Here is a 24777-nt window from a genome sequence, read left to right as displayed (position 1 = left end):
CGCATGGAAAGTTCTAAAGATGAGTATCTCCCGAGAGAGATTAAGTTGTTGGTGATTCATTGCAGCGCTACGCGCTGCAATGTTTCCTTCCCTGTAGAACGGCTTCGAGAATGTCATTTGCAACGGGGTTTTCGTGATATTGGCTATCATTTTTATATCACCCGGGACGGAGTTCTTCATCATTGTCGTCCCGTCTCCGAAATCGGTGCCCATGTGCGTGGATTTAACAGGCATAGTATCGGGATTTGTTATGAAGGCGGGCTGGATGAAAATGGCAGACCGGCGGATACGAGAACTACGGCACAACGCTTTGCTCTGCTCGATCTGTTGACGATTCTCAAGCATCAGTATCCGGAGGCGCAGATAGCGGGACATTATCAGCTGAGTGCTACGATCCACAAGGCATGTCCTTGCTACGATCCGAGAAAAGAATATTCAGGATTATAAAAAAAACTACGGGAGATGGCGAAAGTGCTGCCTCCCGTAGTTTTTTTGTTGAATGAATAAAAAAGATTTGGGGTTACAAATCTCCCGGCTTACCCAAATAGTAGGTGATTAACCTTACTTCCCGCACAGAAAAAGCTTTCGTTTTCGGATGAAAATCCGTAGAAAGTATCTCATCCATTAATGGTTGACATCTACGCATCCAGCGACGAAGTTTATTTACTGAAGCGCGAACAGTTATATCAGGGAAATACATTTGGGCTAAGTCTTGTTTATTGTAGCATTTCACTACAAAATCAGGTTGATTCATTGTATCTTTATGCTTGGTTTATAAGCAATAAAGATACAAAATTATTCACCCATTTCCTACGCTTTTTTCATATTTTATTTCAAATTTACTAGTCTTTTCTTTTACTTTTGGTCTGACCATATCCATAGCCGTAACCATAACGTTTGCCATATCCGTAATGCTTGCCATACTTACCGTAGCCGTAGTAATAACCGTATTTTCGCTTCTTCAGGTCTACACCGTTGATGACAGTACAAAGATTAGGCAGCTTCTTCTCAAAAGACAGTTCATTGATCAATGTATATTCCGCCTTATGAGTGTAGTCAGCACGGCACACGTAAACTGACAAGTCTGCTATACGGCCGATTAATAAGGTATCCGTTACCATGCCGATAGGAGCAGTATCAAGAATGACATAATCGAAGTTCTTCTTCAAGGTTTCAATCGCTTTATCCAGACCGTTACGAGCCAACAGTTCTGTTGGATTAGGAGGAACAGTACCACCCGGAAGAATAAACAGATTCTTATTTACATCAGAAGGCTGAACAAGTTCCATCAAATCCGTTTCAGGATTGGAAAGATACTGAGTAATACCTCTCTCCTTATTAGAGAGCTGGAATACTTTATTCAGTCCTGGCTTACGAATATCGAGACCTACAATCACCACCTTCTTTCCCAAAAGAGAAAGACTGATTGCCAGGTTCGAGGAAACGAATGATTTACCTTCACCACTGACAGTCGAAGTCACAAGAATCACCTTTTGATCATTATCGAGCATAAACTGAAGATTGGTTCGAATATTACGGAAGGTTTCACTCATCAGATTATTCTTGTTCTCGAAGACAGCGATAGAACCATTCTTATCATTCTTCTCATCAGTTAATGGAATATCACCGACAACAGGCACACTTGTCAGTTTCTCTACATCGGCACGACCTTCGATCTTGAATTTAGTCAGTTCAATCAAATAGATGATACCAATCGGAATTCCAACACCAAGTACCAATGCAATCAAATAGATCATAGAGCGTTTGGGAGATACCGGAATATCGTCAGCTATCGCTTCATCAATGATCTTCGCATTATTCGCAGTAGCAGCAAGCGCAATAGCATTCTCTTCACGTTTCTGTAACAACATCAGATACAATCCGGCCTTGATCTCCTGCTGACGGGCAATACTTACATAAGCACGTTCCTGCCCCGGAGCGTTGCTGATACGGCGGGAATAGCGACTCGCTTCACGGTCAAGGCTCTCTTTGGTAATCATCAGTCCCTGCAAGGTTCCTTCAAGAGTAGCCTGCACATTGGCTTTCATGGCACGGATACTCGTATCCAAGTTAACAATCGTGGGATTATTCTCTGTTGACGTACGCAGCAGGCGTTTACGTTCAATAAGCATCTCGTTATAACGTTCAATCGCTCCAATCAAGGCAGCATCCTGTAAACCCACATTACTTGGCAAAACTTCATATTCATTACCTCGCAAATACTTACGCAAGTCATTCACCAAGCTGATTTGAGTACGATTCTCCACACTCTTCTTTTCATATTCCGCATTACCGGCCAAGGCTATCTGAGCTTCACTCGTCAAATCCGTGATACCGGCATCACGCTTGAAGGACTCCAGATTAGCTTCTGTACTACCCAATTCTTTTGAGATAATGCCAATACGTTCATCGATAAACTCTGCTGTTTTCTGGGCAATTTCGTTCTTATCATTGTTCGTATTGCGATTATACATTTCAAGCAACTGGTTGATAAAATCCTGACCACGCTGCAAACTGGAGTTCTTCAATGAAATTACGGCTACGGAAGTAGTCTTAGAAGTAGGGGCAATAGACAAGCTGTTACAATATCCTCTTGCCACTCTCATCGGTTTGTTTATTGTCGCAGTTATATGACGTACACTCTTCCCTATCCGAGGAACTTTCGTTCCATCCTGTAAGGTAACCGAATCAACTTCCTGAAAGAAAGCCAATGTACCTTCATCAGTCGGAAAGATAGCAGGCAACTTTTCAAAATGCTTCTGATACCCCTTCTCACCTACAGTCACATTCACATCCATACTACCTTCAGGTTGCAAGGTCATTTCCACCATCATCGGTGCAGTTAATTTCTCAGCCTCCTGAGATGTCAAGCTTACCTGCACCGGAGAGGTCTTATATAAACCTTTAGTAGGAAACTCATCCTCATCTTTATAGGTTATATACAACGCCAACTGATTAACAACCTCTTTTACAAGTGTTTTCGAACGCAGAACCTCCAACTCATTATCAATATTTTTAGAGGAAGTCATCAGGCCGCTTAATCCCATATCCTCCAATTCCGAAGAAAGTCCTGCACCTCCACCCTTCTTCTCGTCTTTTATCAAAACTGTAGCGGAAATATTATAAATTGGCGTAGCCCAGTGCAGATAAAACCAAGCACCAACCAAGCATAACAACACCGCACCTACAAACCAGGGCCAATGAATGATATATTTAAAAAGAAGCGCCCGGAAATCAATTTGCTCCTCAGTCAGTTCACGTACCTTCACGTTTTGATTTTCTTCCTTCATAACTCTTTCTTTTTATTTCAAGATGTTAAACAACAAACTGGCAATAGAAACAAGGATCGAAGTAGCAGAGAACCACAAGCTTGTACTAGTACCGATATCCGAATTTCGTGCTTTTGCCTTATTCGGAGTTACATAAATAATATCATTCTGCTGCAGATAGTAATAAGGAGAAAGAATAGTCTCCGCCTTGTTCAGATCCAAAGGAATAATTTCCTGCTTACCATTGGCATTCTCCCGTATCAGCTTAACATCATCACGTAGACCATATACGGTCATATCACCTGCCATAGCCAAAGCTTCTAGAATGTTCACTTTTTCATTGGAAATCGTAAATGTACCGGGACGGGCAACTTCACCAATCACGGAAATCTTATAATTCACCATACGTACCGTTACAATAGGAGTTTCCGTAATATAAGGTTTCAGTTTTTCCACGATCATTTGTTCGGTTGCCTTCTTGGTCAATCCACCCACATGAAGTTCACCCAGTACAGGGAAGTTTATATTACCGTCGTTATCAACTAGGTATTGCTGCAGAACAGGTTGGGTAGTTGTATAACTCAAAGCTACACTATTCTGCGTAGCCACTGTCAGATTAAAAGGCGCAGCCAGTTCAGGACTAGTACATGACACGACAATAGTCAGTAGATCTTTAGGCATAATCTTTGCATCATACAGCTCTGCATCTTGAGTACTATACAATACAAATTCAGCATCCTGCAGGTAAGGTACTTTTTTGTAGGACTGGCAGCCAGTAAACATTAATGCCGCCAATACGCAATAGAATAATTGTTTCAATCGTTTCATATATTTCTTTCTTAGTGGGGTTATACAATTCTTCGTTCTTCGCAAGACCGGGTATCCCCATTTAGCCCGACCAATACGGTTATGTTGATCTGCATCATCAAATAACTTCTTTTTTATATCGTAATTGGATAAAACAGGGCTCAAGCTATCTTTATTTACCTTCCTACCCCTTCTTCTTTCTCCCTCCGGTATGCTCATCCATATCCCTCACGGCCGCTATTTCAAGGAACATCTTCAGTTTCCATTCCTCCAACGTACTCTGACTTATCTTTCGACGGACAAATTTTATTTTATTCAGGAGCGTGGTATACTTATTGGGGAAGTGGTGGTTTTCAGAAACGTATCGCCATAGAAGGCGATAAAGTTACGGTCGTTTTCTCCTGCCATTAATTCACTATTAACGTTATTCGTAATCTGCCATCCGACAAATAGGTGATTTACTTCTTCCCCTCCTTTTGGACTATTACAGCCTCCAGCCTCTTTATGACCTCAAAGAAGGTCATGATATCGCTATAGTCAAGCCGAGATAGCATTGTCAAGCATTGAGTGTATAGTGCCCTCATTCAAGGGTATCAAAGTCTACCTTGTCACCATCAAGACAAATGTTCCATAACTCTCCTCGAAACGTTCCCAATACATATTCTCATATATCCCCCCCCTTCCTGATGAATTTATAGAATACTCTAAACACTACTACTTAAGAATTGTAGTGCAATTCGCAGACTGCTTTCACAAGGTTAGATGTCATTGAGTATTTTGTCGTTGGAGAAAGTTCAATATTGCCATCGGTTCCATCAGGCTCCTTATCATCAAAGTCACCGGCAATCAATAAGTTCTCCTTCCTCGTCCTCTTATCATAATATACAAAGGTCCAAAGTAGCATCTTCAGGGTATCATGGTTTCAGCGCGACGCTTTTACCACAGGGGTATCGGGGCCTGCCTTGATGAACTTCTCTAGTCAGTTCCAGTTCCTTCACACACAGTTTTTCCAATACATCTGCCCAATTTGACTTAACATATGAATTGGTATCACCAACCATAGAAGGTTTGCTGGCAGATTTGCTGATGGACATACCAAGGAAAGCCGCAATACGAGAAAGAGCCCCCTTATGGACTATCTCCAAACACCTACGATATATAAACAATGTAATGCTCATCGTCTTTTTATGGGAAATGTATGTGAATTTCATATTTTCTGATATTATTATATTCCTATCGAACTGCAGGTATTAGCCTTACTTGTGCTGCTGGATAACCATTGTTACTTTTTGAGTGCTTCGAGAGCTTCAAAAGCATCTTCTTTGCTGATCTGCATGCAACGAACCACATACTCCGCTGTCATGAACTGCATAGAATCCAAACGCTGCTCCATTTTTATGAAATCAACAACTCTCTTTTTTAATTCTTTTGTAATCATAATATTGACTTTGATAGTTATTCTATTCACTGCTCTGTTATACCTTGTTTTGTCTGTCTTTTAAGGTCAATAGATGCATGCGCAGAATCTACACAAACCTCTTATGACCTTCTTAAGTTTTTTCATTGACATAAGATAAAAAGATTAGAGAGACTTGACGATATCCACGAAATTCTCAATAACGTAGTCAACGTCCTCCATTGTCATCCTTGTATTCAAAGGGAGGGTGATTTCGTTCTCGAACATGTGATATGCATTGGGGAAATCCTTGATTTCGAAACCCATCTTCTTATAAGCGACCATCATAGGAAGTGGTTTGTAGTGAACGTTGGTAGCAATACCACGTTCTGCCATCTTTTCAATCACCTCATTTGTCTGTTCACGAGTCTTACCCAATAGACGAACAATATATAAGTGACCGCTTGAAACGTGATTCTTGCCATAGTGATTCAGTACAGCTACATTTATGTCAGCAAAAGCAGTATCCATTTTCTCTATCATTTCCTTACGCTTTACAAGCATCTCTGGATAACGCTCAAACTGAATGAGACCAAGAGCTGCTACGACATCGGTCATGTTGCACTTGAACCATGGGCCAACAATGTCATATTCCCATGCGCCCAGCTTTGTCTTAGCAAAAGCATCCTTATTTTGGCCATGGAGTGAAAGCAACTGACAGATATGATAAATACGCTGATTCCAATTGCTACCTTCATTCATTGATACTTTACTGAAGGTATTTTCTGGATTCAAATCAAGGTCGAGAACAGCAGGTTCTTCTCCGAAAGGTAAATTCCAGGTCAGTGCACCACCTTCCGCTGTTGTAAAGTTCTTCACTGCATGGAAGCTAAATGATGAGAAGTCTGCCATAGCGCCACACATTATCTTCTTGCCATCCTTCATACGGTAGCCACCGAATGAATGTGCACAGTCAGAACAGATTGCAATACGACCAATCTTCTTTTGGAGATCTGTCTTTGGACGAAACAAACCCTCCTTGCGCTTTACAATTGCCATGATACGATCATAGTCACAAGGTACGCCACCAAGATCTACAGGAATAATTGCCTTTGTATGCTCAGTGATAGCAGCCTCTACGACATCATAGTCCATCTCAAGGCAATCACTCTGCACATCAACAAAGACAATCTTTGCTCCTACGTGATCAATGATAGATGCACTTGCTGTATATGTATACGCAGGAACAATCACTTCATCTCCAGCTCCGATACCTAAAATACGCAATGCCATCTCAGCACATGCAGTCTGTGAGTTCAAGCACACACAGTTTGGAGTCTTCTCATCCTTATCAGTATTCACGCCTACATACTGAGCTACGAGTTTTTCTAGTTTCTTTGTGCGAGGACCAGTTGTGATCCAACCGCTCAAGATAGCATCACGCACTTCGTTAGCCTCTACCTCTGTCATATCTGGAGGGCTAAAAGGAATGTTCCTTCTTTTCAAATCTGTACTCATTGTACTTTTTATTTTTGATATTATTATATTATCTTTCTGTAATAATTACTTTGAATGTTTTGAATATCAACTTAATATCAGACCAACATGAAGCATTCTGTATGTATTCCAAATAAAGTTTGATCTTCTCTTGCATGATTACATTGATGTAATAATCCTCAGGATCCTCCGCTTTCTCCATTAACTCATTCTCATTGCGGAACTTGATAGAGGCTGGATCGGTGATACCAGGTCGAACATCAAGGACATGCATTTGCTCAGGGGTCCAGTAGTTCACATAGTGACGCACCTCAGGGCGTGGACCAACCACACTCATCTCACCCAAGAACACATTGATTAACTGAGGGAACTCATCCAATTTGTACTTACGAATGAAGTAACCACTACGAGTGATACGAGGGTCTCGACCACCAATGGTCACAAGGCCACCCTTATCAGCACCAACTCGCATCGAGCGGAACTTGAAGATACGAAAATCCTTGTTGTGCCGTCCCACACGTACCTGACGGTAGAAGACAGGTCCATTACTGTCCTGCTTAATCCAGATAGCCATAATCAGGAAGACTGGACTCAAAACGAGCAAGCCACAAGCACTGGCGATAATATCAAAAAGTCGCTTCATAAGTTTCTGTCTTTAGATATGCTTAACATAAAAAATCTTCTTAAACGCATTACCTAATACATTCATTAGTACCCAAAAGGTAGCCCTTACTGGATTCATCTCTTCAGCAATATGGAACAGCGGATAATGCGCCCAAATTCGCTTGTACAGAGGCTTTGGAGTGATAGATACAGAACGTCGACGATAACGAGCCAGGTTCTCCTTCAGCAGGTAGCAAGGAGCCTTCTTCACCACCTTCAGCCACATGGCAGTATCATTGTTCTTTTTCACATCCTTTATCTGAACCAGACCTATCTTCTCTACATCATACATCACAGCTAAACATCCAGGCCAACAGCAAGCGTACATATCAAACTCGCTCACGCATTTTTTTCCACTCACATACACCCCCAACTCCTTACCATCCTCATTCATCTCTGTATATTCATGATAAGAGAAGGCATAGTTGTTCTCCACCATAAATTTCAACTGATGCTCAAACTTCTTTGGTAACCACAGGTCATCGCTGTCCAAGAACGCAATCCAGCGCCCCTTCGCACGTCGAAGGGCATTGTTGCGAGTGATAGCAGCACCACTCTTTTTAGGATTGCACTCATATTTAATGCGAGGGTCTTCCTGTGCTAAAGCTTCCACCACCCTATCTGTACCATCCGTACTACAATCATCCTGAATCAGCAATTCCCAATTTTGGTATGTTTGAGTCTGAACACTCTTGATGGTCTCACTAATAAATCCTGCACACGCCCATGTTGGCGTGATAATAGATACTAATCCATAATCTTGCATATTACTTTTTCCTTATAATCTCCTCAAACAGCCTTTTCCACATATTACAGACCACGACCGTACTATACTGGTCAACATTTTTGAGGGACTTCTTACCCATAGCCTTGCGTTCCTCCGGATGCTCTATCATGTAGCAGATACCATCACAGAGAGCATCCTTGTTCTGGTCTTCTACAAGGATGCCGTTCACACCATTATCAATGATGTCCCAAGGACCATTAGGGCAGTCAAAACTAACGATAGGTATACCCTGAGACTGAGCCTCAATAAGCACCATAGGGAAACCTTCAAAGCGGGATGACATGATGTAGAAGGCTGCATCACGAAGCTTCTTGTAAATCTCATTTGAGCATCCCATCAGATTAATAATGCCATTTAGGCCTGCACCTGCAATCTGCTGCTCAAGTTCCGCTCTCAGGCTGCCATCACCATAGATCTGAACAATCCAATCCGGATGCTTTTCATGCACACGCTTGAACACCTCTACCAATGTATCAAAACCTTTCTGATACTGAATACGCCCAACAGCAATAGCCACTTTGCTATCAAGCGGAGAAGCAAAGGTTTCAGTCAATACTACAGGATTTGGAATCAAGTAAGTATGCTCTGATGGAAAGTGATTATCATAGCACTCCTTATCTTTCGATGTCAATACTACCACTTTGAAACACTTCTTGTAGACGTGGAGTCGTAACTTCTTCAGAAAGCTACCATAGTAGTCATAATACACATGCTCTGCAGCAATCACATTGCTAAGATCCACACCAGCCAAATACAACAAGATATTGTTTGGATACGACTGCCCCACAATTACATCATACTTATTCTTCTTGAAATGTTTGCGCACATTCAGCACATTGCCAAGAATGCGAAACATTCTCTGAAACGAATGCGGCTTAGCGTCATAATCCTTTTCTGACAAATAAGTAATCTTGGCTCCGACAAATTCGTAAGCCAATACTTTACTTGATCTAAACTGAGAAACAATCTCTATCTCCAAATCCTGATGACTGACTGCAAACTGACCACATAAGAGAGAAACCACTCGTTCGATTCCTCCTGTGTGCGTAATATCGTCAATGAAAAAACACAGTTTCATATATGTTATTATTTGATTTTACCTCTTATCATGAATCTCGCCACATTGAATCTGTTACACAGGATACTAATAGCTAAGAGCAGACAAAAACAACATCAACGCTCCGAAATAACAGTTCGTCGTATCAAGCCACAGCTTTATCGAAAGTACGTACCATTACCACATAACTGATAATAATATGATGGATAAGATAATGCCCATAGAATTATCCAAAAAGTTCGCTACAATGCCCCATTATCTTCTTTGAAATCGAAAAGTTCAGAATCAATGAAACAGCTATTATTACCATAAGGTTGACAAATTCCCTAACCATATTATCACACAAACAATGAACGGGGCACAATACAAAGAGCACAATCAAAGTACCTATTATGCTCATCCAAAATATCCTATCACAATACAAAGTCATATTTCCCCTTCGTTACATGACATATCATGTCAAGAAAAAAAGACAAAAAAAATAGAATACCTTCCATTAAAAAAAGTAGTCACAACCTTCAACTATGAGTTATATGGTCCCTCGCTAAACAACCAAGACGGATAAACATAATAGTAAGTACAATGGTAAAGCACCACCATCGTCATTGCTATAACCCATAGGAGTATTAGGCTATCTGACGATATCTGTTTCTTATTTTTCACTTTATTCTTTCAAATAGAGGTTTGATTGCATTTTCAGGCAAGAAGTCTTCAGCTTTCTTGATACATCCGTCTTTCAGGCGAGCTACAATTGAAGGATCAGCCACAATGCTTTCCAAAATTCTCTCGAAGTCAACATTTGTATTGAATTCATAACCCAATCCTGTCACTCCTTCTATCACCACATCAGCATAACTCTTCCATCTTGCAGAGATAACTGGGACACCTGCTGCATATGAATCAATGATGGTCCCCGGAATGCCCTCAGTATAATATTGGGTTGGGAACAAAAGGGCGAAATAACCAGAAAGTATCTCCACACTCTTGTTAAATGGAACATTACCTTTATAAGTGATAGCGCCGGTAAAATGCTTCTGCTGCTCTGCGAACCAACCTTTGTCCTCTCCTGGATCTACCGGACCGTAGATATCAAGTGTAAACACTTCTCTATCGTACTTTTCGTTCAGTTTCATCACTAAATCCGCAGCTGTGCCAATACCCTTCTTCTCTGTTACACGAGAAAAGGTGACGAGTTTGTATGGCTCTGTGTACATCTTTGGCATCTGCCCTCTTTTCAGAATAGATAGTGGTTTACAGTTTGGTACCACACACACATTGGTAAATCCAAGTTTCTGCAAAGCATCCATCATAGTCTGTGTTTCCACATAGATACTTGTAAACTTATGGAGCGCCTTTATCACATCTGGATGCTCAGGCAACAGATCCTGTAACCATCCACCGATCACCGAATAATGAAGCCGACGGTCGAAGATAGTATTCAGCAGAGTGAGAAACTTCGAGAGCACCACTAGTCCATTATGAGCTGGCAAAATAATAATATCCTTACAGGTCATCATTGCCCACACCAACTGAAATGGCATTAAGAACCTACTATTCTTTGCAAGCGTATCTACACGATAAATCTTACCATATTTTGCCTCAAGAGCATCGGTCAAAATGCAAGTTTTGACCTCTTGACCACCCTTTGGAACATCCCAAAGACGAAACGCTCCACAAACACATATTCTTGACATTTTATTCTCTATACTTTATTACCTTAGCAGGAACTCCTCCAACAATAGCATATTCTGGAACATCCTTTGTCAGTATAGCACCAGCTGCAATCACAGCACCCTTTCCAACATATACACCCTTAAGGATGATTACGCGAGCACCAATCCATACATCATCACCAATTATCACGGTTTTAGACACAGAATCTCCTTGTAGTCTCATTGGTATATCCCTTCGAGACATAACATGGTCAGCATGGAAGATCATCACATCCGGTCCCATCATAACATCATTACCGATTTCAAGAGGGCCTCTAACATAACAATTAATACCAAGCCCTGAATTGTCTCCTATCTTAATGCCATCCCCCTTGCCAAAGTCTGCTCCCTTCTCTATGTTTATGTTCTTTCCGCAAGAGTCGAACAGATGCTTACCTACTGAAGACCTCATACGTCGAATTAGAGAACGCATAGGAATTGCACCATTTGTTGCAGGAAGATGTTTAAGAAAGATTAGATACAATGCTAAATATATCTTTTTCATAGAGTACACCTTTAAAAAATTGAAAATCGAAAGTCATGAAACAACTTAAACACAGTTGAATACTTCAGTGTAGCTTTGCCTCTTTTATCTATCGTCGTATTCCTAATAATTGATACAGTATTAGTGGTAAGGTCCCAAGACATACGTGAAACTAATCTTGCAAAAAGAGCAAGAAAGTTTAATGGCTTTAACAACACAGGAAACAATGCAGAACGCATCAAAAAAGTTTGAGCCATCCCTGTAGCAGCTAAGCGAATTCCGCCCTTGCTTTTTTCGCTCCATTTATTGACAAGAGGATTATGTATTATCAACAACTCAGAAGTGAAAGCGTTTACAAACCCCTCATTATACACACTTAGCGATGGGAAAATCTCCTCATACCCATACTTATTGGCATAGTACGGCCTAGTGTTTTTGAAGAAATCTTTTTTGAGAAAATGAGAACCACCACAAAACATATACACCTTATAAAGGTCATCTGCAATCTTTGGCCCTATAGAATCTACTCTATCTTTCTTCCACACAAGATCATAAATCTGTGTAGTCAGTGTTTTAATCTGTGAATTATCGTCAAGAATCTTGATTGCACTCTTAAAGAAATCCCTGTTCTTTGAAGTATCTATATAAGCATCATCATCAAGGAAATATATATAATCTCCATGAGACTTTGAGTAAGCATAATTACGTCCATTTCCGCAACCGATATTCTCTTCTAACCGCTCATAATAATAATAATATCGGTGATTTACGAAAAATTGTTCTACTGCTACAGCTGTATCATCAGTCGATGCATTGTCGATGATTACAAACTCAGTATCTTCCGGGATAATACAATCTATACAACTTTGAAGAGCTTCAATTAATTGCTTAACTCTATTCATTGTTACTACTGCTATAGATAATTTCATTATTTGAAAAGTTTGTATAGTGATGTACCGAAGTACAATTTAGTGACTATTTGTTGCAATAAAGTATTAGTATTCATTTTTGATATGCCCAGGTGTTTAAGCTCTTTAATTAACTTTTTGAGCACATCTTGATCAATATCCGTAACTATCTTGTCCCAAAGGCATATACTCAACATATAATACACCATATTATTACGTTCAGCATTGAACAAAGCCATTTGAGATGAAGTATTCAGCCTATTCCATACAGAATAGAGATTTCGGACCTTCTGTACCATATTCTGCTTGCGCTTCTCTTGAGACATACTCTGACCGGTGTTCATCTTTGAGTAATGATTCAGAGGCTCCTGAACAAGAGAAACCTTCATTGCTTTTGAGACAAGTTGTGAAGTAATTACAAAGTCTTCAAGCATATACGGTATGGGAAACTCAATCCCATCATAGAGCTCGCGTTTCGTAAGTCTATTCCATACATAAGAGAAAGATTTGAAGCCAAGAATACTTTTGTAGTAGTTTTCTATAGACATAGGGTGCTGAGAAAAAAGTACACTCCTATCTTCATACTCTTCGACCCAGTCACAATATACCATATCAGCAACTTCCTCCATTGCTCTTGCATAGAGTTTCTCTACAATATCATGCTCAACCCAATCATCTGAATCAATATGCATGATGAAATCCCCGGTTGATGCGAGTACGCCGGTTTTTCTCGCCTGCGGAAGTCCTTCATTCTTTTCCTTGTTGATAATACGAACGTTTCGAGCAGGATAATCCTTCATTACGAACTCCAGTACTTGCATAGAGCTATCTTTCGTGCAATCATTAACAAAAATATATTCTATGTCTCCAAATGTTTGCGTGAAAAGAGATCGAGCACAACGTTCTATATATTTCTCTACTCCGTAAACTGGAACTACAATGCTTACTTTACTATTCATTTTTGAAGATCGTGTTGAATATTGTCTGGAATCGACTATAATTTGAATCTAAGATATCTTTATCTACATCTACCTTGTCAGTTAATGCAGTATTCAAAGCATCGCTAAATGCGGTAACAGAAAATGAGGGAAAAAAACGGATGAAACCACAGTTGCTAATCCATTCATAACACATCTCAATCTTACGATTTGAATTTGGGAGGACAATAGCCGGAGTTCCAGTGATATAGGCGAAGATCATTCCGTGTAATCTATCAGTTACAATTACCTTTGCAGAACTTACCCTATTGATAAACTGTTCCAATTGAACATATCGGATATCATACTTAAACGTATCATCGATCTTTGTGTCAATAACAGATACATCCATGTTGATATCAGTAATAATCCTTTTAATCTCAGATTGTTCTTCATTGTTCAACGACTGTTCTCTATCATCACGCAAACAGAGAAGAATCCCATTTCTTTCTCGTTTTTTCCAATACTTCAAAGTCATTACGATATCAGGAGCAAGGTATGATGAACAGTCAAAATTACTTTGCATGAAATCATAGGACATCTTTTCACGTGCCATCAATTTTATACTACTACCATAATATATGTACTTAGCACAAGCAAGAAGATTCCTTCCGAGTGTAGTATTTGTATAGGTTGTTGTCTGAGGAAACTGATAAATAGAGTTTTTCCTTAGTTTGCTAACAATCAGCTGCCTATACCTTTCGAACCAACTCCAAACATCCCCCATATTACCACCGGCAATGATTGTAACTATATCGTCCTTTGATACACTTTGAATATAGCCTTTCAATTCACTGAGCGATATAGAAGAAGGCACCTCTACAGGATAGTGATTTGGAAAATGCTTTAAAAGTAGCTGTTTTTGGGCAAACGTTAAGGCGATATCTCCAAGATTACCATAGTCAGCAGCCAAGAATATATATGCCTTTCTTTCAGGAGGAATATTGGGTTTCTTAGCTGGAGTCAGTAGATATCTAATTCCCGAAATCCATGATTTTGGTATCAATGAAGAAATTCGCTTGATCATTCTTTAATTATTGGTCTCAGTACTTTCTTTAGCAATTGTTTACAATTATATCCCCCCCCCATTATTCTGTAGTATATATCGGAAGTTATTTTTTGGATGGCAGTATCAAGTTCTTGATTGTTATACAGTTTCTGACTTAAAACCTCCTTCATGGTTTCATTATACCATTCTCCTTTCTTTGTTTGGCGATTTCTTAATTCAGCGTATGTTGGAGCATCATATTCTGGTATCATACCTAAGCTGATAAAATGACTTGAGTTTGTACAGAATAAAGAGCAGCAATGCTTGCCCATTGCTCTAAATGGTATCGGCTTCGACGGGTCTTTAAAGATGTCAAATGCAACGGGACTACCATAACAGGGATGAAAGATACCTGTCGCTAGATTGAGACTGCCTCCCCACTTTCCAGCATAACAGTATTCCCTGCGCTTTACCATAAAGTTCTTCATGGTAAACTTAAACAAAGGCGAATCAAAGTCATCAACAGAGTGTACATACTCCTCAACTGAATGCTTTGTAAAAAGGCGTATATCCTTTGAAAGGCTAAACTCATCTCGAGTGGCTGCAATCTGTGGTAAAGCCCCCACATTCTCCAAACACATCCTCTTAATATCTTCAAGATGTGGCTCGTACTCATCGCAAAGGTTGAACTGTACCAGTATTGAGCAACCAGCATCCTTTACTCGATTGATATTAGCAAAAAATTTCTCAAAGGCCTTCATACGCTCTAATTCCAAGTAGTGAAAAGAGAATGAAAAATTCACCCTAGCCAACATCTCCGATGGTATCAATTCCAAAAACTGATCAAAAAAACGAATAAATGTTCCGTTCGTTGTGATATTGATATAATGACCTTCTTTCAGAAGTTCAAGGCAGATTTCGGGTAACTCTTTTACCATAGTCGTCTCTCCAATTCCACATATACTGATATAAGCCGCTCCATTCAATCTTTTATGACTAAGTCCTTCAGCAATCTGCTTGGGAGAATACCTCATCTCTGCCATCTTCATGGTACGATAACCACGTTGTACTACATAACAGTAGTGACACTTCATATTACACACCGTAATGGGTATGAGACACTCAAAGAAATATTTTATAGGTTCCATATGGTTGTTTTATCAGTTTTATTCATTTTTTCTATTAGCAACCTCACAAATATAAGATTCCCACATATCGATTATCTTCTTTGGTTCAAATCTCTGAATGACTTTCTTGGCTTCGTTCCCACACCTCTCGCACAGTTCAGCATTATCTGCGAACTCTGACAAAGCCTTAGCTATTGCATGAGAATCTCTGACAGGAACAAGCAATCCGTTCACATGATCTTGAACCAAAAACCTTCCTCCACCAGGAGAATGATCTGTAGTCACAACTGGCATTCCTATTGCCATTGCCTCCAACAAAGAGTTTGAAATGCCCTCAAAATCTGAGGTTATCACATAGATTCCCTCTTTTGCTATATCTTCCATCGAAGATTTTGAGACTCCCTTTAGTTCTATACAATCCGACAGAGAATGTTCTTTGATATAATTTTCAATATAGGACAGTGCCGCCCCCCTTCCGTAAATTATCAATCTATAATCACAATGAGACTCATAAAATTCTTTAAATGAATCAAGAAGAACGTCTAAACGCTTTTGATGATTATCTAGTCTTCCTAAATATACAATAGTTTTAGGCAATGCCTTATATTTAAGATTCTGAATACTCCCTGATATAAATATAGGATTAGGAATAACCTTTGATCTCTTCTGTAATTTTTTCCCATAGAAATGAGAAGCTTCAATAGTCTGAAATACAGCTCCAGATGAACAATTATAAATCCACAACAATAATCTCGTTACAAGCCGCCCGTCACTAAATGCCGTATAAGGATCACCTCTCTCTGAGATAATGGACGGAATATAAAGGATTTTAGATATTAGCGTGCACACTAGATTTGGGGTCCCTAGAAAGGAAATGAGAACTTCTGTCCTTTCTTTCTTTGCAATTGGTACAAAAAAGCGTATCCACTCGTAGTACTGAAGATAGCTATTGCTCTTCTGTGCTCTATTGTAGTGATAAACTCTAATATTCTCATCAATAGATTGATGTGAATCTGAAATGGCATTTAGAACAAATATTGACACCTCATGTCCACGTTTTGCGAGGTTATTAGTAACAAAAGTTGCCATTTTCTCAGCGCCACCAAAACTTAAATTATTGATTATAAAGCTTATATTCATATACAATTTCTATAATTCGTTGATGTATATACCAAAAGAGCCATAGCTAAGAAAGTCGATGGGTCACCCTCTACAAAACCTGAATTATGAACCATAGAGTCCGCTAGCAATCCTAAAAAAAGAAATGAAATAGGAGAGATTACGCTTTCTGCTCTAATATTTTTTATTGCTAGTATCAACAATTGCCACAATAAACTCAATAGTACAATTCCTCCTACTAATCCGCCAGCTAGAAAAGCTGACACCAAAAGATTATGAGATGGCCTACCTAATAAATGAATACATGCTGCATATCCACCCAAAAGCGGATGTTTAATATAATAGTTTATAGATTCTCGTAGGAGCATTTCTCGACCAGAATCTGAATCACTTATTAGACGTGAATCTGACGATTCCAAAAATCCGATTATATGTGACGCAATGAAGAGAAGAACCACAACGAAAAGGAGCATTGTTAAGAATTTACTATTCAATCTTCTAGAAATGTATCTATAGACCATAAACATCCAGATGGCTATAGAAATAAAGAAAGCTCCCCGTTGTTGACAGAAGAACAATCCTACAAGAATTATAGTAGAAGCAATTATCCCTAAATACTGAAGTCTCTTATCATCTTTAAAAAGAAGAAATAACGAGGCTATACAAAAAACCAACAAATTATGGCCATTAAACACCGGATTAGCATATAAACCGCTAACAGATAGACCTAGAATATTTAAATTGGAAGACAATAGTTCTTCTTGCTCGACATCAATCACAAAGTAATTTAATAAAGGATTTTGCACGGGAATTCCATTTGCTTGACAAAGAGTAGCAATAGTATCAACAACTCCAATTATCACTAATGGATAGAGCAAATAATTCCAACTAATATTTCTTTTAATAAGTACATATGTTGCAAGATATAGTGTGTAGCATCCTATTAACTGTGATCTAACAAACTTAAAAAAACCTGATTCATATCCGGTCAATACTGCTGAAATAAAAAAACAAAAAACAAAAAGTCCATACAATATTAACCACTTATCTACTAATAATTTCTTCTCCATTGAGAAATATGTCAATAGCATTAAGATAGCAGTCACCTGAAATAAGTTGATACCACCGACTATTGGAATCTGACCAATTAGAAATACATCTGCAATAAGCAATGCATATAACCACTTAAACCACGCTATCATAAAAAACTATTTCCTTTTGAATTTGAATAGACCTTTTTGAATTGTATCAAGCACTATTTCTCTTTCCTTCTTAAAAATACATAGTGCACAAAAGTATACTATTATACAGACCACCACCATTGATATTTGGAATAGCATTGAGCCTTGATTCAGATTAAGACACAAAACAAATAATGTCATGATAATTGCTGCAAAAGTAGCTGGCAGAATATTAAATACCATTTGCTTCACTGGGAAGTGTATTATAAACTGCATCAAGAATAAATCAACAACTATGTGCTGAAGACGTATCAATGACCGTGTGATATATAAGCTCTCGAATCCATGATGTGCAGCTATTACTACTGCAGGCCAAAGAAACAGAATATGTAACCACTCAGACAATGTAGACAATTTCGGTTTTCCAAGTGCTCGATAAGATATCCCACAGTAATGATTCAAAATAATCATATATGCACTTGTCAAGCCCCATAACCCAACAAGATTTGATGCTTCTGCCCATTGATCACCCATTGTGATATCTGTGAATAAATCACCATAGCAAAAGAAACCAAAACCAAGAGGAATAACCAAAATCCCTACTAACTTTTGGAATTTTAAAAAGAGTTTTTTGAACTCCTCAGAATTATTCTGCGAACGAGATAGTGATGCAAACAATATATTGGATGTTGTTGCGGTCACTAAAGAAAACACCTGTGTAACTAAGCCTGAACCGGTTTTATAAAGTCCAAGGTAATACTGGCTGAGAATAGTTCCTATCACAAATACATCAAAGTATGTTACCAACCAATTTGATATGGCTTCTAACATTGACCAAAATGTGAAAGAAAACATCTCCTTAAACTGGCTCCACGAATAGTAAAGCCTAGGTTTCCATTTTGAATAAATGGTGAGTACGAAAGCATTGATAAGATTCGAAGCGATAGTTCCGATCAAAAGAGCCCAATAGTCCCTTAGGATAAAAGCACATGGCATAGTCACAAACAATGGAACCAAAATACCGATGATGCGAATCTTGAAAAGTGTCTTATATTCAAAATCCCTTTTGTATACTGCCATCTGAATACTTGAGAAAGCAGCTAAAGGGATAGATATGCAGACAACAATCAACGGAATCTCATATCCAGGATTGCCCACAAGCCTCATCAATGGCTTTGAAAAAAGTGCAATGACAATCCAAAGGAATACAGAAAGTATAAGATTACTCCAAAATGCTACATTAATACTCTGATCTTTTTCCTCGTCATTCTTGAACTCATGTTGTATGATATACTTCTGGAAACCTGCATCAGTAAAGATCTCAGCAAAGACAATTATCATACTTAGCGTAGCAATGATACCATAAGCCTCAGGAGTGAGGAGTCTCGCTAACACCATACTCGTTACCGGAGTTACAAGCTTTGCTGTAATCTCAGTAATTGCAGACCATTTGGTCGCGTTCTTTACTTGTGCATCAATATTTCTTGTCATTATTATAATTAATGCAACGTAACAATGATAATCATGGAACCTATCGCTTTAATGGTTTCTTTGTTAGCCATCGGCTTAATGATATTCCTTCTCTAAAACTTGTGGTATCATCATATACCTCGTGTTCTCTTGTGAATTCCTTAACAATTACTTGCGACTTCAGACCATAATCTTGTGATACAAGAATGAGTTTATTCTCGAATGGCAGATCATCAAACGCCCTCATATGCTCAAACTTACATTGATTCATTTCTGAGAACTTCAAGAACAAGTTATCCCAATGAATACGGGCTTTCCTTCTGTTCCATTTTTCTCTGGCCTCTTCAATTGAATGATAATGCAGAAAGACAATCTCAACATCATCAAGAGCTCCTATTATTTTCTGAGTCTGCTCCTTTTTGATGAGTGTTTCTTTATACTTAGATTGCTCATATGAAATGAACTGAATATCAATCTCAAGGTAGTGCTTCAGATTACTGACAAACTTGACATAATCCTCTGCAAAAAATACATGCCAACAGTAGGAGTATCATAACTAAAGCCATAGTACTGATATACCAATCCGCCCCAGCAGTTATTAGATATAATTGTAAAAGGGCTATTTACTCCTTCCAGTTGCCTTCTGAAAGGTGCCAGATAGGGATTCAGTTTTTTTCTAAGTTTAATCTTAAGCCTGTTCTTATTCTCTTTAGTAAATATCTTATTCATAGTTGTTTCTGGTACTGTTTTACTTTTTAATTAATTGCTGTTGTCTCTGCTAGATGTATCTTTTACCGAATTTTGTCCTCCTAATGAGAAACATTAATCCAATAGAAACTACAAAGCATATGCCCCAAGAACCCCATGGCAGAAAGTTTGTACCAAGCATCAAGTATACTGACCATAGTCCGCATACCAAATCCGGTTTTTCTGCTGTTTAGCCTGTTTGTCGAGATTCAAGCTCGTCGGGACTGCGGGGTCACTCCTTTGGACAAAGTTGTACTAGGAGTATCATTTCCACCACTGTCATAATCTTTTAAACGAGCTATCTCATTATCTCTAGCAGCAAGTTGACGAACAAAAGTTTCCTACATTTCTTGTTTTTCCTTATCAAAGAATGCAATAAATTCCTGCTTTTGTACTTCAACCTCGGCACCGAGAGTTCCGATAAAGGCTTCTTTTAAGGAACCTGGAAGAGAGACGTTACTATTTACCTGTCATTATCGCCACAAGCTGCTTTATCAAACATTCATTTCATTTATCCTTTCGTTCAGACTCGATTCCAGTGCAGTACTATGTTCCTGCAAGGAGAAAATACAAAGTTATGCGTCATGCACCTTCTTTTCAGCCGCACGACAGGCTTGCTCCTCCGTATTCAGTTTCAAAAGAAGCACTTTTTGTGTACGTTCCTCTGATTTTAACATGATATAAATGTTATCATTGTCTGTAATACTTTGCGTACCATTCGACAAATCTACGAAGTCCGATTTGTAAAGATGTGCCCGGTTTAAAGCCAAAGTCATCTTCAAGTGGTCGGGTATCAGCAAATGTGACCGGTACATCTCCAGGCTGCATGGCAACCAATTCTTTATGCTTGTTAAAGTTATAATCACTTGGTAATACCTTAGCTGCTATGAGTTCCTCCTGAAGGATAGTCACGAAATCAAAAAGATTTTCAGGTGAGTTATTACCAATGTTATATACCTTATACGGTGGAACCGGAAGTCCGTCTTCACCATTCCGTTTTTCAGGTGTATGCTGAATAATACGAACCATGCCTTCCACAACATCGTCTATATAAGTAAAGTCACGTTTACAATTACCGTAGTTGAAAATCTGAATGGTCTCACCCTTCAAAAGTTTGTTGGCAAAGCTAAAGTAAGCCATATCGGGACGACCGCAAGGACCATAGACAGTAAAGAAACGGAGGCCGGTTGATGAGATATTATAGAGTTTAGAGTAAGCGTGTGCCATTAACTCATTGCTCTTTTTAGTAGCAGCATAGAGTGATACAGGATTGTCAACCTTATCATCAGTACTATAAGGCACTTTCTTATTACTTCCGTATACACTACTGGAAGAAGCATATACTAAATGCTCTACGCTATGATGACGACAGGCTTCTAAGATATTATAAAATCCAATAAGGTTGCTTTCAATATAGGCATCAGGGTTAGTGATGCTATAGCGTACACCAGCTTGTGCAGCAAGGTTCACTACTACCTGCGGATGGTAGTTAGTGAAAATAGACTCAACGATCTCCTTTTTAGCAATGCTGTCTTTAATGAAAACAAATCTGTCACCGTAAGCAGACAATTCTTGTAAGCGTTCGTATTTTAAACGTACATCATAGTATTCGGTAATACTATCAATGCCGATGACTTTCACGCTATTAAACTCATTCAGCAAACGTTTCACCAAATTGGCTCCAATAAAACCGGCTGCACCGGTTACCAAAACCACTTTATTCTCTAAACTAACATTGTATGTTACCATAAAGTTAATCTCTTTGGAAAATATCACGAGTATATACTTTATCTTTCACATCATCCAGACAAGCATCGTAACGATTGGCGATGATGGCTTGACTTACTTCCTTGAACTTAATCAGATTATTGATCACTTGACTTCCAAAGAATGTTTCACCATCTTGCATAGTAGGCTCGAAAATCACAATACTAGCACCCTTCGCCTTGATACGCTTCATAATCCCTTGAATGGCACTTTGACGGAAATTGTCAGAGTTGGACTTCATGGTCAAACGATATACACCAATGGTTATTTTTTGCTCTTTCTGAGCATCCCATGAACAGGAGGCGGTATAATACCCCGCTTTACGCAGCACTTGATCTGCTATGAAGTCTTTTCTTGTACGGTTACTTTCGACAATAGCACTCATCATGTTCTGAGGTACATCCTGGTAATTGGCTAACAGTTGTTTCGTATCTTTAGGCAAACAATAACCACCATAACCAAAGGATGGATTATTATAGTGTATGCCAATACGAGGATCCAAACCAACACCCTGTATGATTGACTGAGAATCCAGCCCTTTCATCTCGGCATAAGTATCAAGTTCATTAAAATAACTGACACGCAATGCAAGATAGGTATTAGCAAACAGCTTAACTGCTTCTGCCTCCTTTATACCCATAAAAAGTGTAGGAATATCTTCCTTGATTGCACCTTCCTGAAGCAATGCGGCAAAAGTATGTGCAGCCTTCTCTAAGGCAGGAATATCCGCAATGACCTTAATAGCTTCGTTTTCCTCGTCGAACTGCTCGCTGTCAATCAACTTTGGATAACCAACAATGATACGACTTGGATATAAATTATCGTAAAGAGCCATACTCTCACGAAGAAACTCCGGAGAAAAAAGCAAGTTAAGCTTCCTGACTCCCTTACGGGCATACTTCAAATAAAGTCCCCGACAATATCCTACAGGAATAGTAGACTTGATTACCATTACAGCATCAGGATTGACACTTAACACCAGGTCAATGACATCCTCTATATGATGAGTATCGAAATAGTTCTTCACCGGATCATAGTTAGTAGGAGCTGCTATAACCACAAAATCTGCATCACTGTAGGCTTTGGCACCGTCAAGTGTAGCCGTTAGGTTCAATGCCTTTTCGGACAAATATTTCTCTATATACTCATCCTGAATAGGTGACTGTTTACGGTTAAGCATATCTACTTTCTCGGGAATCACATCGACTGCCGTCACCTGATGGTGTTGCGACAAAAGCGTTGCTATGCTAAGACCAACATATCCGGTACCTGCAACAGCAATCTTCAAATCTTTTGTATCCATTGTTGATTTATGTTAGTGTTATAGATTATTTTGGTTATTTATCCAAGACTTCAAATCTCGGTGAGTTCTTGGATTTAAATTCAGGTACCACTTTCTTCATTAACCTCACTGTATCCACAATCTGCACAGAACGAGATAGCTTCTCAAATTCTGTATAAGTATCAAGGATATCAGTATATTCATAGTGACGTACCTTCGCTATCATTATCTTCTTATTCTCGGTAGGGATCGTATTCTCCTTATCACTCAGGACTTCTTCATAAAGCTTCTCACCCGGACGCAAACCCGTAAACTCTATCTCAATATCTTCACCCGGACGATAACCGGCAAGTTCGATCATACGGGTAGCCAAATCAACTATCTTCACGGCCTTTCCCATTTCAAAGACAAAAATCTCATTGCCTTCACCCATAGTAGCTGCCTCCATTACCAGACGACAAGCTTCAGGAATAGTCATAAAGAAACGAATGATATCAGGATGAGTCACTGTGACAGGACCGCCATTCTCTATCTGTTCTTTAAAGCGAGGAATTACAGAACCGTTACTACCCAAGACGTTACCAAAGCGGGTAGTGATAAATTTGGTATGGCCTTTCACTTTGCCCTCACGGATGGCACATCCCAGACTCTGTACATAGATTTCAGCTAATCGTTTCGAGCATCCCATTACATTAGTCGGATTCACAGCCTTATCGGTAGAGACCATGACCACCTTCTCTGCTCCGTATTCAACTGCCATATCAGCAACCTGGCGAGACCCGACAACATTGACCAATACAGCTTCACAAGGATTTTCTTCCATTAATGGAACATGCTTATAGGCAGCAGCATGAAAAATTATCTGAGGCTGATAAGTTTCGAACACCATACGAAGACGTTCTTTCACGCGGACATCTCCAATGACAGGAACAAAATCAAGACCGGGATAATTCTTCTCAAATTCCAAGCGGACATTATGCAAAGGTGACTCGGCGGAATCAAACATGATCAGCTTCTTGATGTTCATCTGAGCCAGCTGCCGACAAAGCTCACTGCCAATACTACCGGCAGCTCCTGTCACCAGCACAACCTTGCCACAAAACTCAGTCATCACCTCCTCCATATTGATATGAATTTCTGAGCGACCCAGCAAATCTTCAATTTTGATAGGGCGTACCCATTGGTGGAAACTTCCGTTTTCGTCAGCCTCACTGATACTCGGAGCAATCAACGTTTTCAATCCACTCCTTTTACAATACTGAAGCAGGCGGTCTTCCTCTTCACGGGTATTCTCGTAACGGGCAAACAGGATGCCGCCGATACACTTCTTATGAATAAGCTTGTTAAAGCACTCTTCATCCTTAAATGAATAAACGGGAAGATCAGCCACGCGTCGGATGGAGTCGCCCGTTCCGTAGATACAGAAGCCTACCACTTTATAGTGGGAGCTGTTCATTAGCCGGACTTTCAATGCCACACTCTTATCATCAATACCATAGATCAGAATATGCATATTCTTCTTATTCAGCATATTCAGCA

At 39.3% G+C, this 24777-nt stretch carries 22 protein-coding genes; 1 reads left to right on the top strand and 21 read right to left on the bottom strand.

Translation table 11 applies throughout. From position 1 onward, the window contains the following. Window positions 1-3 precede the first annotated feature (3 nt). Complete coding sequence (locus tag HMPREF9007_RS18125) at window positions 4-447, top strand: N-acetylmuramoyl-L-alanine amidase (RefSeq protein WP_008760683.1); 444 nt, start codon at window positions 4-6, stop codon at window positions 445-447. Window positions 448-520: 73 nt separating this feature from the next. On the opposite strand, the gene HMPREF9007_RS25935 is transcribed toward HMPREF9007_RS18125, so the two are convergent. The 21 genes from HMPREF9007_RS25935 to HMPREF9007_RS18205 all read right to left on the bottom strand — a co-directional run bounded on the left by HMPREF9007_RS25935 (window position 521) and on the right by HMPREF9007_RS18205 (window position 24775). After that, a complete protein-coding gene (locus tag HMPREF9007_RS25935; protein ID WP_008760682.1) occupies window positions 521-754 on the bottom strand; it encodes a DUF4248 domain-containing protein in 234 nt (77 codons plus the stop codon). 88 nt (window positions 755-842) lie between these two features. Next, window positions 843-3290: a tyrosine-protein kinase gene (locus HMPREF9007_RS18130; RefSeq protein ID WP_008760681.1), complete on the bottom strand. Its 2448-nt coding sequence runs from the start codon at window positions 3288-3290 to the stop codon at window positions 843-845. A 12-nt stretch (window positions 3291-3302) separates the two neighbouring features. Beyond that, window positions 3303-4097: a polysaccharide biosynthesis/export family protein gene (locus HMPREF9007_RS18135; RefSeq protein WP_008760680.1), complete on the bottom strand. Its 795-nt coding sequence runs from the start codon at window positions 4095-4097 to the stop codon at window positions 3303-3305. A gap of 893 nt (window positions 4098-4990) precedes the next feature. Beyond that, a complete protein-coding gene (locus HMPREF9007_RS0124765) occupies window positions 4991-5287 on the bottom strand; it encodes a hypothetical protein (protein WP_129593453.1) in 297 nt (98 codons plus the stop codon). Window positions 5288-5358: 71 nt separating this feature from the next. Continuing rightward, window positions 5359-5514 (bottom strand): hypothetical protein, encoded by a 156-nt coding sequence (locus HMPREF9007_RS27045; protein WP_165000509.1) that lies wholly within the window; start codon window positions 5512-5514, stop codon window positions 5359-5361. A gap of 144 nt (window positions 5515-5658) precedes the next feature. Beyond that, window positions 5659-6990, bottom strand: coding sequence for a DegT/DnrJ/EryC1/StrS family aminotransferase (locus HMPREF9007_RS18140; protein ID WP_032850175.1), 1332 nt, complete (start codon window positions 6988-6990; stop codon window positions 5659-5661). Window positions 6991-7018: 28 nt separating this feature from the next. Beyond that, entirely contained in the window at window positions 7019-7612 is a 594-nt protein-coding gene (locus tag HMPREF9007_RS18145) for a sugar transferase (RefSeq protein WP_008760676.1), read from the bottom strand. A gap of 12 nt (window positions 7613-7624) precedes the next feature. After that, window positions 7625-8398: a glycosyltransferase family 2 protein gene (locus tag HMPREF9007_RS18150; protein ID WP_008760675.1), complete on the bottom strand. Its 774-nt coding sequence runs from the start codon at window positions 8396-8398 to the stop codon at window positions 7625-7627. Between the two features lies 1 nt (window position 8399). Next, window positions 8400-9497 (bottom strand): glycosyltransferase family 4 protein, encoded by a 1098-nt coding sequence (locus HMPREF9007_RS0124760; RefSeq protein ID WP_008760674.1) that lies wholly within the window; start codon window positions 9495-9497, stop codon window positions 8400-8402. Window positions 9498-10135: 638 nt separating this feature from the next. Then, window positions 10136-11170 (bottom strand): glycosyltransferase, encoded by a 1035-nt coding sequence (locus HMPREF9007_RS18155; RefSeq protein WP_008760673.1) that lies wholly within the window; start codon window positions 11168-11170, stop codon window positions 10136-10138. 1 nt (window position 11171) lies between these two features. Next, window positions 11172-11693, bottom strand: a complete 522-nt coding sequence (locus tag HMPREF9007_RS18160; RefSeq protein WP_032850173.1) for an acyltransferase — start codon at window positions 11691-11693, stop codon at window positions 11172-11174. 11 nt (window positions 11694-11704) lie between these two features. Further along, window positions 11705-12601 (bottom strand): glycosyltransferase family 2 protein, encoded by an 897-nt coding sequence (locus HMPREF9007_RS18165; RefSeq protein ID WP_008760671.1) that lies wholly within the window; start codon window positions 12599-12601, stop codon window positions 11705-11707. Beyond that, complete coding sequence (locus HMPREF9007_RS25930; protein ID WP_008760670.1) at window positions 12601-13539, bottom strand: glycosyltransferase family 2 protein; 939 nt, start codon at window positions 13537-13539, stop codon at window positions 12601-12603. Before HMPREF9007_RS25930 ends, HMPREF9007_RS18165 begins: the two co-directional genes overlap by 1 nt. Next, window positions 13532-14584 carry a polysaccharide pyruvyl transferase family protein gene (locus tag HMPREF9007_RS18170; protein ID WP_008760669.1) on the bottom strand — a complete coding sequence of 351 codons (1053 nt, stop codon included), beginning with the start codon at window positions 14582-14584 and terminating at the stop codon, window positions 13532-13534. Before HMPREF9007_RS18170 ends, HMPREF9007_RS25930 begins: the two co-directional genes overlap by 8 nt. Continuing rightward, window positions 14581-15693, bottom strand: a complete 1113-nt coding sequence (locus HMPREF9007_RS18175) for a radical SAM protein (RefSeq protein ID WP_008760668.1) — start codon at window positions 15691-15693, stop codon at window positions 14581-14583. Before HMPREF9007_RS18175 ends, HMPREF9007_RS18170 begins: the two co-directional genes overlap by 4 nt. A gap of 18 nt (window positions 15694-15711) precedes the next feature. Continuing rightward, window positions 15712-16812 carry a glycosyltransferase gene (locus HMPREF9007_RS18180; protein WP_008760667.1) on the bottom strand — a complete coding sequence of 367 codons (1101 nt, stop codon included), beginning with the start codon at window positions 16810-16812 and terminating at the stop codon, window positions 15712-15714. Further along, window positions 16809-17993 carry a hypothetical protein gene (locus HMPREF9007_RS18185; protein WP_008760666.1) on the bottom strand — a complete coding sequence of 395 codons (1185 nt, stop codon included), beginning with the start codon at window positions 17991-17993 and terminating at the stop codon, window positions 16809-16811. The genes HMPREF9007_RS18180 and HMPREF9007_RS18185 overlap by 4 nt, the downstream gene beginning before the upstream one ends. Window positions 17994-17999: 6 nt before the next feature. Further along, window positions 18000-19463 (bottom strand): lipopolysaccharide biosynthesis protein, encoded by a 1464-nt coding sequence (locus HMPREF9007_RS18190; protein ID WP_008760665.1) that lies wholly within the window; start codon window positions 19461-19463, stop codon window positions 18000-18002. Between the two features lie 1416 nt (window positions 19464-20879). Further along, on the bottom strand, window positions 20880-21938 hold the full coding sequence (locus tag HMPREF9007_RS18195) for an NAD-dependent epimerase/dehydratase family protein (protein WP_008760663.1): 1059 nt from the start codon (window positions 21936-21938) through the stop codon (window positions 20880-20882). A gap of 4 nt (window positions 21939-21942) precedes the next feature. Further along, window positions 21943-23259 (bottom strand): nucleotide sugar dehydrogenase, encoded by a 1317-nt coding sequence (locus HMPREF9007_RS18200; RefSeq protein ID WP_008760662.1) that lies wholly within the window; start codon window positions 23257-23259, stop codon window positions 21943-21945. A 34-nt stretch (window positions 23260-23293) separates the two neighbouring features. Then, window positions 23294-24775, bottom strand: a complete 1482-nt coding sequence (locus HMPREF9007_RS18205) for a nucleoside-diphosphate sugar epimerase/dehydratase (RefSeq protein ID WP_008760661.1) — start codon at window positions 24773-24775, stop codon at window positions 23294-23296. Between the last annotated feature and the right edge of the window lie 2 nt (window positions 24776-24777).

The organism is Bacteroides sp. 1_1_14 (genome assembly GCF_000162515.1).
Lineage (GTDB): Bacteria > Bacteroidota > Bacteroidia > Bacteroidales > Bacteroidaceae > Bacteroides > Bacteroides thetaiotaomicron.
Note: the sequence above shows the minus strand (reverse complement) of the source record. Positions and strands in the feature narration are given on the sequence as shown.

What these genes read in the sequence shown, in the direction of transcription:
- HMPREF9007_RS18125 (WP_008760683.1), top strand. Translation starts at nt 4, where the DNA reads ATGGAAAGTTCTAAAGATGAGTATCTCCCGAGAGAGATTAAGTTGTTG.
- HMPREF9007_RS25935 (WP_008760682.1), bottom strand. Translation starts at nt 754, where the DNA reads ATGAATCAACCTGATTTTGTAGTGAAATGCTACAATAAACAAGACTTA.
- HMPREF9007_RS18130 (WP_008760681.1), bottom strand. Translation starts at nt 3,290, where the DNA reads ATGAAGGAAGAAAATCAAAACGTGAAGGTACGTGAACTGACTGAGGAG.
- HMPREF9007_RS18135 (WP_008760680.1), bottom strand. Translation starts at nt 4,097, where the DNA reads ATGAAACGATTGAAACAATTATTCTATTGCGTATTGGCGGCATTAATG.
- HMPREF9007_RS0124765 (WP_129593453.1), bottom strand. Translation starts at nt 5,287, where the DNA reads ATGAAATTCACATACATTTCCCATAAAAAGACGATGAGCATTACATTG.
- HMPREF9007_RS27045 (WP_165000509.1), bottom strand. Translation starts at nt 5,514, where the DNA reads ATGATTACAAAAGAATTAAAAAAGAGAGTTGTTGATTTCATAAAAATG.
- HMPREF9007_RS18140 (WP_032850175.1), bottom strand. Translation starts at nt 6,990, where the DNA reads ATGAGTACAGATTTGAAAAGAAGGAACATTCCTTTTAGCCCTCCAGAT.
- HMPREF9007_RS18145 (WP_008760676.1), bottom strand. Translation starts at nt 7,612, where the DNA reads ATGAAGCGACTTTTTGATATTATCGCCAGTGCTTGTGGCTTGCTCGTT.
- HMPREF9007_RS18150 (WP_008760675.1), bottom strand. Translation starts at nt 8,398, where the DNA reads ATGCAAGATTATGGATTAGTATCTATTATCACGCCAACATGGGCGTGT.
- HMPREF9007_RS0124760 (WP_008760674.1), bottom strand. Translation starts at nt 9,497, where the DNA reads ATGAAACTGTGTTTTTTCATTGACGATATTACGCACACAGGAGGAATC.
- HMPREF9007_RS18155 (WP_008760673.1), bottom strand. Translation starts at nt 11,170, where the DNA reads ATGTCAAGAATATGTGTTTGTGGAGCGTTTCGTCTTTGGGATGTTCCA.
- HMPREF9007_RS18160 (WP_032850173.1), bottom strand. Translation starts at nt 11,693, where the DNA reads ATGAAAAAGATATATTTAGCATTGTATCTAATCTTTCTTAAACATCTT.
- HMPREF9007_RS18165 (WP_008760671.1), bottom strand. Translation starts at nt 12,601, where the DNA reads ATGAAATTATCTATAGCAGTAGTAACAATGAATAGAGTTAAGCAATTA.
- HMPREF9007_RS25930 (WP_008760670.1), bottom strand. Translation starts at nt 13,539, where the DNA reads ATGAATAGTAAAGTAAGCATTGTAGTTCCAGTTTACGGAGTAGAGAAA.
- HMPREF9007_RS18170 (WP_008760669.1), bottom strand. Translation starts at nt 14,584, where the DNA reads ATGATCAAGCGAATTTCTTCATTGATACCAAAATCATGGATTTCGGGA.
- HMPREF9007_RS18175 (WP_008760668.1), bottom strand. Translation starts at nt 15,693, where the DNA reads ATGGAACCTATAAAATATTTCTTTGAGTGTCTCATACCCATTACGGTG.
- HMPREF9007_RS18180 (WP_008760667.1), bottom strand. Translation starts at nt 16,812, where the DNA reads ATGAATATAAGCTTTATAATCAATAATTTAAGTTTTGGTGGCGCTGAG.
- HMPREF9007_RS18185 (WP_008760666.1), bottom strand. Translation starts at nt 17,993, where the DNA reads ATGATAGCGTGGTTTAAGTGGTTATATGCATTGCTTATTGCAGATGTA.
- HMPREF9007_RS18190 (WP_008760665.1), bottom strand. Translation starts at nt 19,463, where the DNA reads ATGACAAGAAATATTGATGCACAAGTAAAGAACGCGACCAAATGGTCT.
- HMPREF9007_RS18195 (WP_008760663.1), bottom strand. Translation starts at nt 21,938, where the DNA reads ATGGTAACATACAATGTTAGTTTAGAGAATAAAGTGGTTTTGGTAACC.
- HMPREF9007_RS18200 (WP_008760662.1), bottom strand. Translation starts at nt 23,259, where the DNA reads ATGGATACAAAAGATTTGAAGATTGCTGTTGCAGGTACCGGATATGTT.